Raw genomic sequence first — 15,360 nt, 5'->3', positions numbered from 1 at the left:
ATGGGTCTGCAAATCGGTTTCGTTGCACTGCTGCTGTTGGTGATCGCCCTCGCCGGGTCGACCTTCCGCATCCTGCGTGAATACGAGCGCGGCGTGGTGTTCCAGCTCGGACGCTTCTGGCAGGTCAAGGGCCCGGGGCTGATCCTGCTGATTCCGGTGGTGCAGCAAATGGTCAGGGTCGACCTGCGCACCGTGGTCCTCGACGTGCCGCCACAGGATGTGATCACCCGCGACAACGTCTCGGTGAAGGTCAATGCGGTGCTGTACTTCCGCGTGCTCGACCCGCAGAAGGCGATCATTCAGGTCGAAGACTTTCTCTCGGCCACCAGCCAACTGGCGCAGACCACCCTGCGCGCGGTGCTCGGCAAACATGAGCTGGATGAACTGCTGGCCGAACGCGAGCAGTTGAACATCGACATCCAGCAGGTGCTCGACGCCCAGACCGACGCCTGGGGCATCAAGGTCGCCAACGTCGAGATCAAGCACGTCGACCTCAACGAATCGATGGTGCGTGCGATTGCCAAACAGGCCGAAGCCGAACGCGAACGCCGGGCCAAGGTGATCCACGCCGAAGGCGAACTGCAGGCCTCGGAAAAACTCATGCAAGCCGCCGAAATGCTCGGCCGCCAGCCCGGTGCCATGCAATTGCGTTACATGCAGACGCTGAGTTCGATTGCCGGTGACAAGAGCTCGACGATTGTCTTTCCGTTGCCGATCGAGTTGCTCAAGGGGATGGCGGATCTGTCGGGAAAAACCTGACAGCAAAAGATCGCAGCAACTCAAGATTCACAAAGGCATCCTGGGCACACTGCCGAACCCGCTCGCGCAACCACGGCGAAGCCTCGCGGCGCTTGTCTTCGCCATCGGCGACAAAGCGTTGTAACGGCTGCTTGGCGTGCTGCACCGTCGCCGCCAACACCTGCTGCCGCTGCTCGGCATTCAAGCGGAAAAAATTCGCCAATCGGCCGGCCATGGCCTCGGGCAATTCGCTGTAGTTCACCAGCAGTCCATCACCCTCACGGCAGTGCAGATAAGCCGACGCCAGCAAGCGACCAAGCCGTCGTGCGATGAAGTCTTCACTGCCGGTAAACGGCAAACCATCGTCGAGCACACAGTTCCCAAGCATCCCCGGCACCATGTGCATCCCCGGACGGCGCACGTGCGACACGGCGATTTCCAGCGGATCGCGGTACACGAACAACCATGGCGTATCGGGAAAGCATGCCTGCAACAGCGGCCACTCGCCGATGTTCCAGGCGTCGAGCTTGATCACCAGTCGCTGCTCGACACCGCGTCGACGTTGACCGTAGGCCGAGAGCAATCCACGGATCGCTGCACGCCGCTCGACTTCGGGCAGCTCACCTCGCAAAAGCGCATCAAGCGGCGGTGGCTCCGAGACCACAATATGGTCATCGAGCCGCGCGAGCATCTGGCTGATCAACGTCGAACCGCAACGCGAGGCGTGCAGGATAAAGGCACTCGGCGCCAACCCCTGGCTTTGCGCTTGCCACTCGGTCAGCACCGACAGCGATGTCTGCCGGCGAAAAGCCTGATTGAACGGTAACCGCAGCGCCTCTTCGACGGCGTCACGAAAAAAAGGCTGATGCAGTGGCGTTTCACCAAACCAGCACCAGTCGACTTGCCACTGCCCCGCCAGCGGCCAGATCCGGATCGGCAACCAACCGTGCAGATTCAGCCGCTCCATTGTTCGTTCCATTGCCGACGACCGCTGCGCATCGCGGCGCGCAGTTCTTCGCGGGAGAATGGCAAGCCGTGTTCGGCGGCCAGCTCCAGAGTGCGCTCGATGAACGACTCAGGCTCCGCCATGTGCTGCAGAGTCGCCGCCAACGCTGCGTCACCTGCAACCAGTCGCTGGAATTGCTGTAACGCCGAATCGGCCGGTTGCGTTGCAGGAGTGTCGCGCAAACCTTCGGCGATCTTCCGCTTGAGCCAGGCCCCGGGCCGGCAGTCGAGCACCAGATGAATCCGCGCGCAGGTATCGAAATTATCAACCCGATGCGCACGAGCAAGATCGAGAAACCAGCACTCCCCCGCCGCCATCGGCACCCGTTGACCATCGAGCCAGAAATCCACTGCAGGTGGGCTGAGCAACGGAATATGCAGGCGCAGATCGGTATCCGGCCCTTCCAGGTCGTAATCACGATGCTCGTGAATTCGCCCGCCCGGCCCCAGTCGCAACAAGCGCGCACAGACGATATCCAGCGTCAGATCGCGCAGCCCCAACCGCCAGCGTTCATCGCACAGCCAAGGCGTGCGCTGCAGCGTTTCGCCGCGCCCGGGCGATAACTCGGTCAGCGCATCGGCGGCGGAAATCAGTGCCACACCGCTCCAGTCGCCCGTGAAGTAATCCGTGTTGAAGTGGCCGTGCCATGCATCTTCGGCAATCGCCTGCAGCGCCTGCAACAGCAGCGGCAAGTCCACCGCCACCGGCAGACGTGAACAGGCCGGGCGGCTCATGCCTTGGGCAACACCGCGCATTCGCCAAGCCAGGTCAGCAGCCGATCCAGACAGGCCTCCACAGTCTGCACGCCGGTGTCGAGCACCAGCGAGGGCTGCGCGGGCGGCTCGTACGGTGCCGAAACCCCGGTGAAACCGGCCATTTCGCCACGCCGTGCGCGGGCGTAATGCCCCTTCGGATCACGCTGCTCGCACACCGCCAACGACGCGCTGCACCAGACCTCGCGATAGTCCGCAGCCAAACGCCGAGCGAACACTTCGCGCAGCTCCAGCAACGGCGCGATCATCGCCAGAATCACGATCTGCCCGTTCTCCACCAGCAGCGCTGCCAGCTCGCTGGCACGGCGAATGTTCTCCAGGCGATCGGCGTCGCTGAACCCCAGATCGCGGTTGAGCCCGACCCGCAAGCCGTCGCCATCGAGCACCACGCTGTGCAATCCACGGGCGAATAGCTCGGCGTGCAACGCCTGAGCCAGCGTCGATTTGCCCGCCGCCGGCAGGCCAGTCAACAAAATCGCCGCACCGCGATGGCCGTTGCGGGCTTCGCGTTGCGAGCGGCTGACGCTGGCGACAGGCGCCAGCAGATTATCGGGCAGCGGCATGCGCCACCACAGGCACCGAGATATCCCCCGACGCCCACGCGGACTCGCGGTTGGCCAACGCCGTGGCGATCGACTGCACTTCGGTGGACTGCACCTGATCCGGCAGCGGGTCGAGACCAGCGCTGGCGAAGATCTGTCCATAGGCGTTGCGCAGATCGGCATACGACAAGTCACGGCGCAGGTCGGCTTGCAGGTTGTTCAGCTCGCCCTGAATCAGTTCAAGTTCACCGATACCGGCGGCCTGATGCCGATTGCGCAATTGGCCAACGATCTGCCCGTCGATGTCCGACAGTTGCTGATTGGTCTTGAACTGCCGCAGCGCCTCCTGATAGTTGGCGTTCGCCACATACAGCTGCGCCAGCACCGCGATCGACATCGCCTGACGCCGGGCGGTGGCGACTTCCTCACCCGCCTTGGCGACGTCGATGGCCGCCGGAGCGGAAATCACGTTGAACAGGTTCCAGGTGACTTTCACGCCGTAGTCGGCCCAACCCTGTTCGACGAGGAACGAGTTGCTGTCGTAATGCCCGCCGGCGGAAAACTCCAGACCCGGCAGCAGGCGCAACATCGCCTTGCGGGTTTCGGCGGCGCTGATGCGGCTCTGATAATCCTGCTCGCGCAGTTCCGGACGGCTGGTCAGGGCTTCCTGCTCGAGTTTGGCCATGGCGACCTTGAGTTCGGGAATCTGATAACCGTCATCGGTCGCCAGCGTCAGGTTGGTGCCCAGCGGCAGGTTGATCAGCGTTGCCAATTCGGTTTTCGCCAGCGACAGGGCGCGGCGCTGTTCTTCCAGTTGCCGCGTGGCTTCGATCAGCGAGCGCTGGTAACCGAGTGCCTGCACCGGGTCGCCGATGCGCTGATCGCTCAGGCTCTGGCTGTCACGCCGGGCGGTGTCGACGCGGGCCATCAGGCTGTCGATCTGCTTGAGCAACCGTTCGGCAGCCATCGCGCGCCAATAGGCTGAGCGCACGTCCTGAACGATGGTGTTGATCACCTTGCGCCGGCGTTCCTGCACGATCAGGCGCTGGTCGCCCTGCTGCTTGGCGCTGATGTAGCTGACGCCGAAGTCGAGGACGTTCCAGACCATGGTCAGGTCGGCGACATCGCGGTCGCGGTCCTGCGAGGTCGAGGGTTCCAGAGACTGAGTGCCGGTGCGCACGCTCTGGCTGCTGGAGGCGTTGACGTTGTTGCGCCCGACGTAACCGGCGTCCAGCGCCATGCGCGGCAGCATGTCGAAACTGGCGAGGTCGAGCTGCCGCTTGGCCAGCGCTTCCTCCATGATCTTCAAACGGCCTTCGAGGTTGTATTTCACCGCGCGGGCCATGGCCTGATGCAGGGTCAGCGGGCCACGCAGCGGCTCCTGATCCTTGTACATGCTCTGCAGGTCGGTTCTGGCCCGCTGCTCACTGACGCTGCGTTCGATCGGCTCACTGGTCACTGCACATCCGCTGATCGCCAGCGCCAGCAGGCTGGCGCCGAACAACTTCTGACTTTTCTTCATCCCTGGATCGCCCCTAGGTGCCGCACCGTGTTGAGTAGTTGTGTGTTCAGGCCTGCATTTCGCTGATGCCGACCTGGCGCAATGCCGCTGCCAGGTCGTCGACCCGGTGCTGATCGCTGTCCTTGAGTTGTTGCAATTGCTGCCCGAGGGTCGGCGCGCCAAATACCCCGCGCAGCCCTTGGGAAATGTCACCGGCCTTGAGCGAGTGACTGTCGAAGGCGTTCAGCGCCTCCCGCTCGGCGCCGTCGTTCTGGTGGAACAGGCTCGACAGCGTACTGCTGGCGAAGACTCCGCCATCACCGCCACCGAAACCGAGGAAGCCGTGCCCGCTGCCGTCACCGCTTCCGTCGCTGCTGCTGAATACCTGGGCGATGAAGCTCGGGCTCAGAGCACCGTGATTGATGAAAATGTCCCCCAGCGGCCGGATGCCGTCGCCCAGTACACGCTGCTCGAACAGCGGCGGGAAGGTCAGCGGCGAGCCGAGATTGCCGGTCGGTGGCGTAAATACGAACGGTTGCAACGGCACGTCCGGGGCCGGCGGCGGTGCGACCGGATCGCTGCTGCGGGACAGCGGATCGGGAATCACCCCATTGGTCGGCGTAGTCGGCACCGTTGGCGGAATAACCGGCGGCACGGTATTGATCGCGTAGTTATTGGAGCTGCTGACACCGCTGCCGCTGTTGCCGGACAGGTCACTGACCCCGGCGCTGTTGACGCTGATCGCATTACTGGCGCTGTTGATGTTGGCGCCCGGGGTCAGCGTCGCGGTCCAGGTCTTGCCGCCGTCGTTGCTGCTCAGGTTCGACAGGGTGCCGTTGCCGACATTGATGTCACTGAGATCAAACCCGGTCACCGCCTCATTGAAGCTGATGGTCACCTGCGAGGTCTGGCCCACACCCAGATTCGGATTGGCAACCACCACCGTGGCGGTCGGCCGTTCGCTGTCGAGGGCGTAGTTGTTCGACACCGCCACCGTGCTGCCGGCGTTGCCCGCCAGGTCGCTGACGTTGCTGGTGTCCAGCGCAATGAAATTGCTCGGGTCGGTGACATTCGCGGTCGGGGTGAACGTCGCGGTCCAGGTCTTGCCGCCATCGCTGCTGGTCAGATTGCTCAGGTCGCCGTTGGTCACGCTCAGGTCGGACAGGTCGAAATTGCTCACCGCCTCGCTGAAGGTGAAGGTCACCGTGGTGGTCTGGCCGATGCCCAGATGCGGATTGGCGACCACGATGTCCACCGTCGGCCGGGTTGCATCGAGGATGTAGTTGTTGGAGATGGCGATACTCGCCCCAGCATTGCCGGCCAGATCCTGAACACCGGCGGTGTCGATCAGAATCAGGTTGGTCGCGTCATTGACGCCGGCTGTCGGGGTGAAAGTCGCCGTCCAGGTCACGCCACCGTCGCTGCTGGTCAGGTTCGACAGCGCACCGTTGGCAACGCTGATGTCCGACAGGTCAAACCCGCTCACCGCCTCGCTGAAGGTGATGGTCACTGTGGTGGTTTCACCGATGCCCAGACGGTTGTCGGCAACCACGATGGTAGCGGTCGGCAGCGCGGTGTCGATGGCGAAGTTGTTGGAATCGGTGGTACCGATGCCGCTGTTGCCCGACAGGTTGGCCACCCCGGCATTGTTCAGGGTGATCAGGTTGGTGGCGTCGGTGACATTGGCTGTCGGCGTGAAGGCGGCCGTCCAGGTGATACCGCCGTCGCTGCTGCTGACATTGCTCAACGTGCCGTTGGCGATGGTCAGGTCGCTGTTGTCAAAACCGCTGACCGCTTCGCTGAAGGTGATGGTCACCAGCGAGGTTTCCCCGGCCCTGAGCGACGTGTCGGCAACCACGATGGTGGCGGTCGGCACCTGAGTCTGGATCTGATAGTTGGCCGAACTGGTGGTGCCGGTGCCGGTGTTTCCGGCCAGGTCGGTGATGCCGGTGTTGTTCAGGACAATCAGGTTGGTGAGGTCGGTGATACCGATGTTCGGCGTGAACGTGGCCGTCCAGGTAATGCCGCCGTCGCTAGACGAAACATTGCTCAGGGTGCCGTTGGCGACGCTCAGATCGGAGTTGTCGAATCCGGTCACGGCCTCACTGAAGGTGATGGTCACCTGCGCGGTTTCACCGGGACGCAGATCGCTGTCGGTCATGACAATGGTCGCCGTCGGACGCTGACTGTCGACCGCATAGTTGTTGGAATCGGTGGTACCGCTGCCGACGTTGCCCGCCAGATCGGCGATGCCGGTGTTGTCCAGGGTGATCAGGTTGGTGGTGTCGGTGATCCCCGCCGCCGGCGTGAACGTCGCCGTCCAGGTGAGGCCGCCGTCGCTGCTGCTCACCGCACTCAGCGTGCCGTTGGCGATGGTCAGGTCGGCGTTGGTGAAACCGGTCACCGCTTCGCTGAAGGTGATGGTCACCAGACTGCTCTGGCCGACGCCGAGCGCGGTGTCAGCCACCACGATGGTGGCGGTCGGGCGCTGAGTGTCGATCGAGTAATTGTTGGAATCGGTGGTGCCGCTGCCGGCATTGCCCGACAGGTTCTGTACGCCGGCGTTGTCCAGGGTGATCAGGTTGGTGGCGTCGGTGATGTTGCTGGTCGGCGTGAAGGTCGCTGTCCAGGTGATGCCACCGTCGCTGCTGCTGACTGCCGACAATGTGCCGTTGGCTATCGTCAGGTCGGCATTGCTGAAACCGGTCACCGCTTCGCTGAAGGTGATGGTCACCAGTGAGGACTCGCCGATCTTCAGACTGGAGTCCGCCACGATGATGGTCGCGGTCGGCACCACGGTGTCGATGGTGTAGTTGTTGGAGTTGGTCGTGCCGCTGCCGGCGTTGCCCGCCAGGTCGGCGATACCGGTATTGGCCAGCGTGATCAGGTTGCTTGCGTCGTTGATGCCCACGTTCGGCGTGAATGTTGCCGTCCAGGTGATGCCGCCATCGCTGCTACTCACCGCCGTCAACGTGCCATTGGCGATGGTCAGGTCGGCGTTGGTGAAACCGCTCACCGCTTCGCTGAACGTGATGGTCACCAACGAGGTTTCGCCGGCCGTAAGGTTGCTGTCGGCGACCACGATGGTTGCGGTCGGGCGCTGGGTGTCAATGGCGTAGTTGTTGGAGTCGGTGGTGCCGCTACCGGCGTTGCCCGCCAGGTCGGCAATGCCGGTGTTGTCCAGGGTAATCAGGTTGGTGGTATCGGTGACGCTGGCGCTCGGAGTGAACGTCGCGGTCCAGGTGATGCCGCCGTCGCTGCTGCTGACTGCGCTCAGCGTGCCGTTGGCAATGGTCAGGTCGGCGTTGGTGAAACCGGACACCGCTTCGCTGAAAGTAATGGTCACCAGCGAGGTTTCGCCGATTTTCAGAGCGTTGTCAGCCACCACGATGGTCGCGGTCGGGCGCACGGTGTCGATGGCGTAATTGTTGGAGTCGGTGGTGCCGCTGCCGGCGTTGCCGTTCAGGTCAGCGATGCCGGTATTGTTCAGCGTGATCAGATTGGTCGCATCAGTGATGCTGGCAGTCGGCGTGAAGGTCGCCGTCCAGGTGATGCCGCCATCGCTGCTGCTGAGCGCCGACAACGTGCCGTTGGCAATGGTCAGGTCGGCATTGGTGAAGCCGGTCACGGCTTCGCTGAAGGTGATGGTCACCAGCGAGGTTTCGCCGATCCGCAGGTTGTTGTCGGCCACCACGATGGTCGCGGTCGGCCGCGCAGTGTCGATGGCGTAGTTGTTGGAATTGGTGGTGCCGCTGCCGGCATTGCCGGCCAGATCGACGACCCCGGTGTTGTCCAGGGTGACCAGGTTGGTGGTGTCGGTGATGTTGGTGGTCGGGGTGAGCGTGGCGGTCCAGGTGATGCCGCCGTCGCTGCTGCTCAGACCGCTCAGGGTGCCGTTGGCCACCGTCAGGTCGGCGGTGGTGAAGCCGCTGACCGCTTCGCTGAAGGTGATGGTCACCAGCGAGGTTTCACCCGCTGCCAGATTGCTGTCGGCCACGACAATGGTCGCGGTTGGCCGCACGGTATCGATCACGTAGTTGGCCGAATCAGTCGTGCCGCTGCCGGCGTTGCCGGCGAGGTCGGCGATACCAGTGTTGTCCAGAGTGATCAGGTTGGTGGTATCGGTGATGCTGGCGGTCGGGGTGAACGTTCCGGTCCAGGTGATTCCACCGTCACTGCTGCTGACTGCTGACAGTGTGCCATTCGCGATGGTCAGGTCGGCGTTGGTGAAACCGGTGACCGCTTCGCTGAAGGTAAAGGTCACCAGCGACGTGTCGCCGATCTTCAACGCCGTGTCGGCCATCACGATGGTCACGGTCGGCCGCACGGTGTCGATCGCATAGTTGACGGAACTGGTCGTGCCGACGCCCGCCACGCCGTCGCTGATCGCATTGACCCCGGTGTTATCGAGGGTGATCAGGTTGGTGGCGTCGGTGATGTTGTTGGTCGGAGTGAAGGTCGCGGTCCAGGTCAGGCCACCGTCGCTGCTGCTGACCGCTGTCAGCGTACCGTTGGCAATGGTCAGGTCGGCGTTGGTGAAACCGGTGACCGCGCGGCTGAAGGTGATGGTCACCAGCGAGGTTTCGCCGATTTTCAACGCCGTGTCCGACATCACGATGGTTGCGGTGGGTGGTTCCACATAAGCGGTATTGAGTGTGCCGCCATTGTTGTAGATCGCCGCGAAGGCCAACGGTACAGAGCCCGTCACGCCGCCGCCCAGTTCTGCGCCGCCGGCGCCGCTGCCGGCCGCGTTGCCGCTGATGGCGCTGAAGTTGGCGGCGGTGATCAGTACCGTGCCGCCCTGGTTCCAGATCGCACCGACACCCCGTCCGCCGTCGCCGCCGTTCAGGTTGTTGCTGCCCTGGCCGCTACCACCGCCGCCACCGCCGCCCGCACCGAGGTTGTTGCTGATGACCGAGGTGCCGACAATTTTCAGGGTGCCGGTGGAGGCGTTGTAAATGCCGCCGGCCGCATTGCCGCCGACGCCGCCCACCTTGTCCCAGCCGGAGCCGCCACCGCCGCCGCCAATCGAAATGGTGCCGTTGTTCGCGGTGCCGCCATTGCCGCCGTTGCTGTAATAGGACACGCCCACGCCGCCGGCACCGCCGACGGTGGAGCCGCCGCGGCCGCCCATGTGCGTGGCGTCGTAGCCACCGCCGTAGCCACCGACGCCACCACTGCCGGCCTGGCCGCCCAACGTCCCGGTGCCCGGCCCGGCCGTACCGCCATGGCCGCCGCCCTGACCACCGAGGCCGCCGCCACCGCCACCGCCGCCGCCGTAGTTGGCTCCCGTGACCCCCCCACCACCGCCACCACCGGCCGCCGCGTTACCGGTGACCGAAACGTTGTTCAAGGTCAGGACGCCGGCGTTGAAAATCCCCCCGCCCATGGCCCCGGTTGCGCCATAGCCGCCATTTCCGCCATTGCCCGAGACCAATCCGCGAGTAATGACCAGACCATCGAGTGTCACCGTGCTGCTGGAGGTGATTTCCACCACCCGCGTCCGGTACTGGCCATCGAGGGTGACGTCCGCCACCCCGTCGTTGTTCAGGTCGCCATCAACGGTGATGTTCTTGTTGATCAGCAATTCCGAGGTGAGCTGCACCGTCATGCCGCTGCTGAAGGTCACGATGTCGCCGTTCTGCGCCGACGCCAGCGCTGCGCGCAGCGAGCCGACCCCGGTGTTCGCATTGTTGGTGGCAGTCCAGGTGGCGAGGCCCCACTGGTACTCGCTCATCGACAGGGTCGACAGCACGTTGGCGCTCTCGATCCTGCCCGTGGCGATTTCCAGATCCCAGTCGCCGCCCACCCCGGTGCGGTTGTTCGAGGCGGCCACATCGCGGCCGGTCAATTGTGCCAGCGAGTCGACGAAACTCAGGCCGCGGTCACCTTCGGCGGTGTAGCAGCCGTAAATGAGAATGTCGCCGCCGACGTTCATGTCCTTGCCGATTTCCGCCAGCACCGCACTGCGTTGCGCGACGTTGTCCGCCGACAGATAGCTGTTGCCGAGCCACAGGTCACCGGCGTTGCCGTGAGCGATGATCTGCACCGAGCTGACACCCGAATGCTGGTCGAGGTAATCAGCGATCTGCTGCAAGCCGTCCTTGCTGGCATCGAGCTTGACCACCTGCGCGCCGGGAGCAACGCCTTTGAGCAGGCTGTCGGCATCCTTGACCCGGGCATCGACGAACACCACGCTCTGGCCCGGTACGGCGACAGGGCTGGCAGCCGGCGTGGCATCGGCCTGGCCGTGGGTGTCCTTGCTGACCGACGGATGATCGGCCGTGGGCGCCTTCGCTGCATCGGCAGTGGGGTGGCTGTCGGGCTGGGCCGCAGCGGTATCGGCCACGGTGGCCGCGACAGCGCCGTCGAACAGCATGCGCGGTTCCAGCGACATGATCAGCGGCGCAGCCAGCGTCCGTTGGCCTTCGGTTACCCGCGACTTTTGCTTGCTCCACCACATGTTGCTCACCCGGACTCGAACAGTTGTAAACGCATCAATGAAAAACGCCGCGATCAACTGATCGCGGCGTCGGACTTCATACGAATCACATTGGCAGCGCTGGCTGAGCCATCGAGCCAAAAGGACAGATCGGCGTATTGCTTGAACAGGTCCGGCGGCAGAATCGTGCGTCGGGACTGCAGGGCGACCTTGGGTTTGACCTTGTGCAGGCCGGCCACACCCAGGGCCTGGTCGAACTCCGGCGCGTCATAGGCCAGGTGTTCGAAATCGTGCTCGAACCAGGGTTCGCCAATGAAGTCGTAGACCAGCCGCAGCACCCGCTCCGGGGCCTGGGTCAACAAGTCGTAATCGACGATCAGCAGCGAATCGGCGTGCTCGCCGTAATAGGCTTCTTTGAGCGCTGCCCAGGCAAAACCAACCAGACGATTGCGCTGGGCCAGGGTTTCGCAGCGGCTGTAGACCGTGTTGCGTTCGACAGCATCGCCGAACAGCTTGGTGTTTTCATAAGGATTGGCGCGGTACAACCGTTCCAGGCTGTCCATCACCCAGGCGACGTTGCGCACGCAGGCAATGACTTTGGCTTTAGGGAACAGATCGCTGATCGCCGGCAGGCGCGAACTCCACTGCCGGTTGGTGTCGAACACCACCGGTTTGTCAGCCTTGTCGGCATAGTAGGAATCGAACAGCCCGCGCAGCAGGCGCCGGCGCATTTCGGTGTCGATCACCGCGCCGAATTCGCTGCCGGCGCCGCACTGTTCAAGGACACCGGAGAAGAGTGCGCCGACCGGACTGGTCATGCCGGCATGAAAGCGCGGGTTCTGCAGAAGAATCGCAGAAAGCAGGGTAGAGCCTGAGCGCGGCAAGCCGGAGATAAAGTGGAACTGCTGCAATCCCTTCACCCTACTTTGTAAGTCCTTTTGTCCGACGAGCGTAGTCCAACAATACCCTTTCGACTAGTAGTGTTTTGATATCAAAACAGAGCAAAACGGACTATGAAGATCTGTTTTTATCGCCAAAGAAAAGGTGAACCGTTTAAGTCATTGCATCGCTGTCCCGTTATCGGTGGTCAACGAAAAAAGTCGCGCATTCGCGCCGCCGGCATGGGTCTGATCACGCAACTGCCAGTTCTTCGGCAAGGGTCGGAACGGATCGGGCACGTCCACATCCAGATCACCGATCAACCAGACGCGAGCACTGCCCTTGGGCAGGTCGTCGAGTCGATCCAGATAGACCTCCTCAGACACCAGGGTGCCGAAACCGTAGTGATTCGGGCGCGTCGAACGACCATCGGCGGCGGGCGGGGTAAACAGGCGCACCTGAGCGTCAGTGCGGTTGTAGTAGACGTAACTGAGATACCAGAGCATGTCGCTGGTGACGATCCGGTCACCGCTGACGAAATGCCGGTTGATGTAATCGACCATGACATTGAACTGATCGTGCGGGTCGACCGTGGCGTTGGTGTTTACGCCCACCAGCTCAACCCCGACCCATGACACCAGAACCGCCACTGCCAGCACACGAGCGCGGCGGTACAACCGGTCGATGGCCAGCGCCGCCAGCATCGGCAATCCCAGCGCATAGGCTGTCAGGTAACGCTCGATGAACACCGGACTGATGAAGGACACCGCGAACACCAGCAACAACGGCACACCGGTGTAAAGCGCCAGCAAAACGCTGCCATGGTTCACGCTGCGGTCGCGGGCCACGGCCACGCCCGCCAGCGCCAGCAGAGCCAGCGGTACGCCGCAGAACAGCAGCAATGGCAGATGCTCGCCCTCGTCCTGGATCAACCAGAGCCAGATCATCGACGGCAGCGAGGACAGGGTCACTGGATCTTCCCAGCCCACATCGCCACCGACCTTGAGTTCTTCCATGTGTTGCGTCAGATCAAGCAGGTTCGGCAACCACGGCAGGTAGAGCACAACGATGGCCAGATTGGCCAGCCACCAGTCCTTGCGCTGGATATGCCGCAGGCGATAGCCAGGCAGCAGGCGAATCAGCCCCAGATACAGCCAATGGCTCAGCGCCGCCAGCACGGCGAAGTAGTGGGTATACAACGCGGCGCTCATCAGCAATGCATAGATCAGCAGATACCGGTGGCGCTGCGGACGCCTGACCCAACAAATCAGCGCCAGTGTGGAACCGATCAGGAGCAGGCCGAGCAGCGAGTACATGCGCACTTCCTGGCTGTAGCGCACCGCCGTCGGCAGCAACGCCAGCAGCACCCCGGCAATGATTGCGGCGCGACGAGTGGCCAGGCGATCGACCAGGCACACACCCAGCCCGACCGTGGCGATGCCGGCCAGCGCGCTGAGGCTGCGGATCGACAGAATCGTGTCGCCGAACAACCCGATCCAGCCGTGCAGCAGCATGAAATACAACGGCGGATGCACGTCGAACGCCGCGTGCTCCCAGATACCACTCAGCGAATAGTTCGCCAGCAACAGGCTTGAGCCTTCGTCGCCCCAGATCGCGGCGGCGTTCAGGTCATAAAAACGCACCACCGTCGCCAACAACAGAATCGGTATCAGCCACTGCCGGCGAGCCCAGCGCCATAAACGCCGGACACCGGCATTCGGTGCGGCAAACGGGTCCTGGGTATCCCCCAGCGGAGTCTCGCGACGCGCTTCCATCAACCTTCCCTTACAGATTTACCGAGTAAAAACCAGCGCCATTCATTGCGCACACTGTAGGCCAGAGTCGAAGTCGACGCGCGGCCACGACGACGTCCGGCAAGTCCGCCGATCCGGGTCTACGCTACCGCTTGGCGTGACCTGCCCGCGCAAACGCAAGGCGTCAGCACAGCATCTGTGCCTGTCCTGCAACCAAGGCTAACGCGCGGCGCGCCGACCACATAACAGAAGGATGAGGAACCATGGAAGTCTTTATGGGTACGATTCAACCGTTCGCCTTCAACTTCGCCCCCAGTGGCTGGGCCTTGTGCAACGGACAAATCCTGAGCATCTCGCAATACCAGGCATTGTTCGCTTTGCTGGGCACCTTCTACGGCGGCAACGGCACGACCAATTTTCAGTTGCCTGACCTGCAAGGTCGCGTACCCGTGGCACAGGGTAACGGACAGGGGCTTACGCCGCGTGTCATCGGTCAGGTGTATGGCACGGAAAACGTCACGGCCACGATCGCCAACATGCCTAACCACACCCACGCGATGACCGGCCTTTCTGCCAACACCGCCCTGCAACTGGCTGTGCCTGCAAGCAATCCGGCGACCGTGCCGACCGCCACCAACTCGTACATCGGCGCGTCCGGCGGCGGCCCTGGCTCGGCGAACATCTATTCCGATGCCCAAGGTGCCACGCCGGTTCCCATCAAAGGCCTGACCACGACTGTCACCGGGGACATTTCCTCCACGGGCGGCAGTCAGCCGTTGCCCATCGTCAACCCCTCTCTGGTCGTCAACTTCAGCATTGCCCTGAACGGGCTGTTCCCTTCGCGCAACTGAACCACTGTCGGGGGCCTCGGGCCCCCGACCGTTTTTCTCTTCACTGGAGTCAGACCATGTTGCAAACGGTTAAGATCCAACACGTCCAGGCATTGCTGGGCCAGCAACACACGCTGCACCTGCCGGATGGCACGGCGCTGCCGATCCACATCGAGTACCTCGACGAAGTCCCCGCCGCGAAGACGCGCTACAGCGAGCGCATGCCGTTCTGCCTCGAATTCAACAGTCTGGTGCCGACCGGGTTCGTCGACGGCCTGTGCGCACTGGAACTGCCGGAACTGGGGCGAGTGGAGGATATTTTCGTGTCACGAGTGCCAGCAATGGGGCGGGATCCGCAACTGGGTTATTTCTGTATTTCCTTCAACTGAAATCCCGCCTCATTGCGGATACCACACCAGCCGCTCCGCCGCCGGATTACGCTCCTCCACCGCAAATCCCAACGCCAGGTAGTGTTGCCGCGCGTGGGGGTTGTTGGCCCAGACCACCGTTGCCACCGGGCAACGGACCTGCTGCGCAGCCTTTTGCACGCCTTGCAACACCGCGCGGCCGTAACCCTTGCCCCGCGCCTGGGGGATGAAGGCGATGTATAACACGCGGATTTCATTGGGGCCGAAGTCGGTGCTCAGTGCACCGATGGCCGTGCCGAGTTTTTCCACGACGTAGTGCATGGCGTTGGGATGGTTTTCACCCACGCCCTGTTCCTGCACCTGGAATTGCTGGGCGATCACTTGCTGCACCACTTCCTGCTCGCCGTCGATCCATTGCAGATCCGGGCGCGCCGACTGATAGAGGTGGTGCAAAAACGGCTCGTCGGTGGCCCGCGCAGGTCGCACCACCAATCCGTCTGCCGTCACATCTGCGTTGCTCGCCATGT

11 protein-coding genes are annotated in these 15,360 nt (G+C 63.0%); 3 read left to right on the top strand and 8 right to left on the bottom strand.

Annotation, left to right across the window (positions count from 1 at the left end; genetic code table 11):
• The gene (locus E4T63_RS00850; RefSeq protein WP_041070974.1) at positions 1-759 is read left to right on the top strand and encodes a slipin family protein; all 759 of its coding nucleotides are present in this window, start codon (positions 1-3) and stop codon (positions 757-759) included.
• On the opposite strand, the gene E4T63_RS00845 is transcribed toward E4T63_RS00850, so the two are convergent.
• The 7 genes from E4T63_RS00845 to E4T63_RS00815 form a co-directional block, all read right to left on the bottom strand.
• Positions 725-1,705, bottom strand: coding sequence for a sulfotransferase family protein (locus tag E4T63_RS00845; RefSeq protein ID WP_135294702.1), 981 nt, complete (start codon positions 1,703-1,705; stop codon positions 725-727). The two genes, E4T63_RS00850 and E4T63_RS00845, sit on opposite strands and share 35 nt — an antisense overlap.
• Positions 1,693-2,478 (bottom strand): aspartyl/asparaginyl beta-hydroxylase domain-containing protein, encoded by a 786-nt coding sequence (locus E4T63_RS00840; protein ID WP_135296899.1) that lies wholly within the window; start codon positions 2,476-2,478, stop codon positions 1,693-1,695. The genes E4T63_RS00845 and E4T63_RS00840 overlap by 13 nt, the downstream gene beginning before the upstream one ends.
• Positions 2,475-3,080 (bottom strand): adenylyl-sulfate kinase, encoded by a 606-nt coding sequence (cysC, locus tag E4T63_RS00835; protein ID WP_134785134.1) that lies wholly within the window; start codon positions 3,078-3,080, stop codon positions 2,475-2,477. Before cysC ends, E4T63_RS00840 begins: the two co-directional genes overlap by 4 nt.
• Positions 3,064-4,581, bottom strand: a complete 1,518-nt coding sequence (locus E4T63_RS00830) for a TolC family protein (protein WP_135294701.1) — start codon at positions 4,579-4,581, stop codon at positions 3,064-3,066. Before E4T63_RS00830 ends, cysC begins: the two co-directional genes overlap by 17 nt.
• Before the next feature lie 46 nt (positions 4,582-4,627).
• Positions 4,628-10,939: an Ig-like domain-containing protein gene (locus E4T63_RS00825; protein ID WP_245223447.1), complete on the bottom strand. Its 6,312-nt coding sequence runs from the start codon at positions 10,937-10,939 to the stop codon at positions 4,628-4,630.
• Positions 10,940-11,076: 137 nt separating this feature from the next.
• On the bottom strand, positions 11,077-11,922 hold the full coding sequence (locus E4T63_RS00820) for a sulfotransferase family protein (protein WP_135294699.1): 846 nt from the start codon (positions 11,920-11,922) through the stop codon (positions 11,077-11,079).
• Between the two features lie 138 nt (positions 11,923-12,060).
• Entirely contained in the window at positions 12,061-13,656 is a 1,596-nt protein-coding gene (locus E4T63_RS00815; protein WP_098966569.1) for a glycosyltransferase family 39 protein, read from the bottom strand.
• A gap of 242 nt (positions 13,657-13,898) precedes the next feature.
• On the opposite strand from E4T63_RS00815, the gene E4T63_RS00810 reads away from it, so the two are divergent.
• Together E4T63_RS00810 and E4T63_RS00805 are read left to right on the top strand one after the other, a co-directional pair.
• Positions 13,899-14,486: a phage tail protein gene (locus E4T63_RS00810; protein WP_098966567.1), complete on the top strand. Its 588-nt coding sequence runs from the start codon at positions 13,899-13,901 to the stop codon at positions 14,484-14,486.
• Positions 14,487-14,542: 56 nt separating this feature from the next.
• Positions 14,543-14,854 carry a DUF6916 family protein gene (locus E4T63_RS00805; protein ID WP_135294698.1) on the top strand — a complete coding sequence of 104 codons (312 nt, stop codon included), beginning with the start codon at positions 14,543-14,545 and terminating at the stop codon, positions 14,852-14,854.
• 9 nt (positions 14,855-14,863) lie between these two features.
• On the opposite strand, the gene E4T63_RS00800 is transcribed toward E4T63_RS00805, so the two are convergent.
• Entirely contained in the window at positions 14,864-15,358 is a 495-nt protein-coding gene (locus E4T63_RS00800) for a GNAT family N-acetyltransferase (RefSeq protein ID WP_098966563.1), read from the bottom strand.
• Positions 15,359-15,360: the final 2 nt, after the last annotated feature.

The organism is Pseudomonas fluorescens (assembly GCF_004683905.1).
Lineage (GTDB): Bacteria > Pseudomonadota > Gammaproteobacteria > Pseudomonadales > Pseudomonadaceae > Aquipseudomonas > Aquipseudomonas putida_A.
This window is presented reverse-complemented; position numbering and strand designations above follow the sequence as displayed.

What these genes read in the sequence shown, in the direction of transcription:
- E4T63_RS00850 (WP_041070974.1), top strand. Translation starts at nt 1, where the DNA reads ATGGGTCTGCAAATCGGTTTCGTTGCACTGCTGCTGTTGGTGATCGCC.
- E4T63_RS00845 (WP_135294702.1), bottom strand. Translation starts at nt 1,705, where the DNA reads ATGGAGCGGCTGAATCTGCACGGTTGGTTGCCGATCCGGATCTGGCCG.
- E4T63_RS00840 (WP_135296899.1), bottom strand. Translation starts at nt 2,478, where the DNA reads ATGAGCCGCCCGGCCTGTTCACGTCTGCCGGTGGCGGTGGACTTGCCG.
- cysC (WP_134785134.1), bottom strand. Translation starts at nt 3,080, where the DNA reads ATGCCGCTGCCCGATAATCTGCTGGCGCCTGTCGCCAGCGTCAGCCGC.
- E4T63_RS00830 (WP_135294701.1), bottom strand. Translation starts at nt 4,581, where the DNA reads ATGAAGAAAAGTCAGAAGTTGTTCGGCGCCAGCCTGCTGGCGCTGGCG.
- E4T63_RS00825 (WP_245223447.1), bottom strand. Translation starts at nt 10,939, where the DNA reads ATGCTGTTCGACGGCGCTGTCGCGGCCACCGTGGCCGATACCGCTGCG.
- E4T63_RS00815 (WP_098966569.1), bottom strand. Translation starts at nt 13,656, where the DNA reads ATGGAAGCGCGTCGCGAGACTCCGCTGGGGGATACCCAGGACCCGTTT.
- E4T63_RS00810 (WP_098966567.1), top strand. Translation starts at nt 13,899, where the DNA reads ATGGAAGTCTTTATGGGTACGATTCAACCGTTCGCCTTCAACTTCGCC.
- E4T63_RS00805 (WP_135294698.1), top strand. Translation starts at nt 14,543, where the DNA reads ATGTTGCAAACGGTTAAGATCCAACACGTCCAGGCATTGCTGGGCCAG.
- E4T63_RS00800 (WP_098966563.1), bottom strand. Translation starts at nt 15,358, where the DNA reads ATGGCGAGCAACGCAGATGTGACGGCAGACGGATTGGTGGTGCGACCT.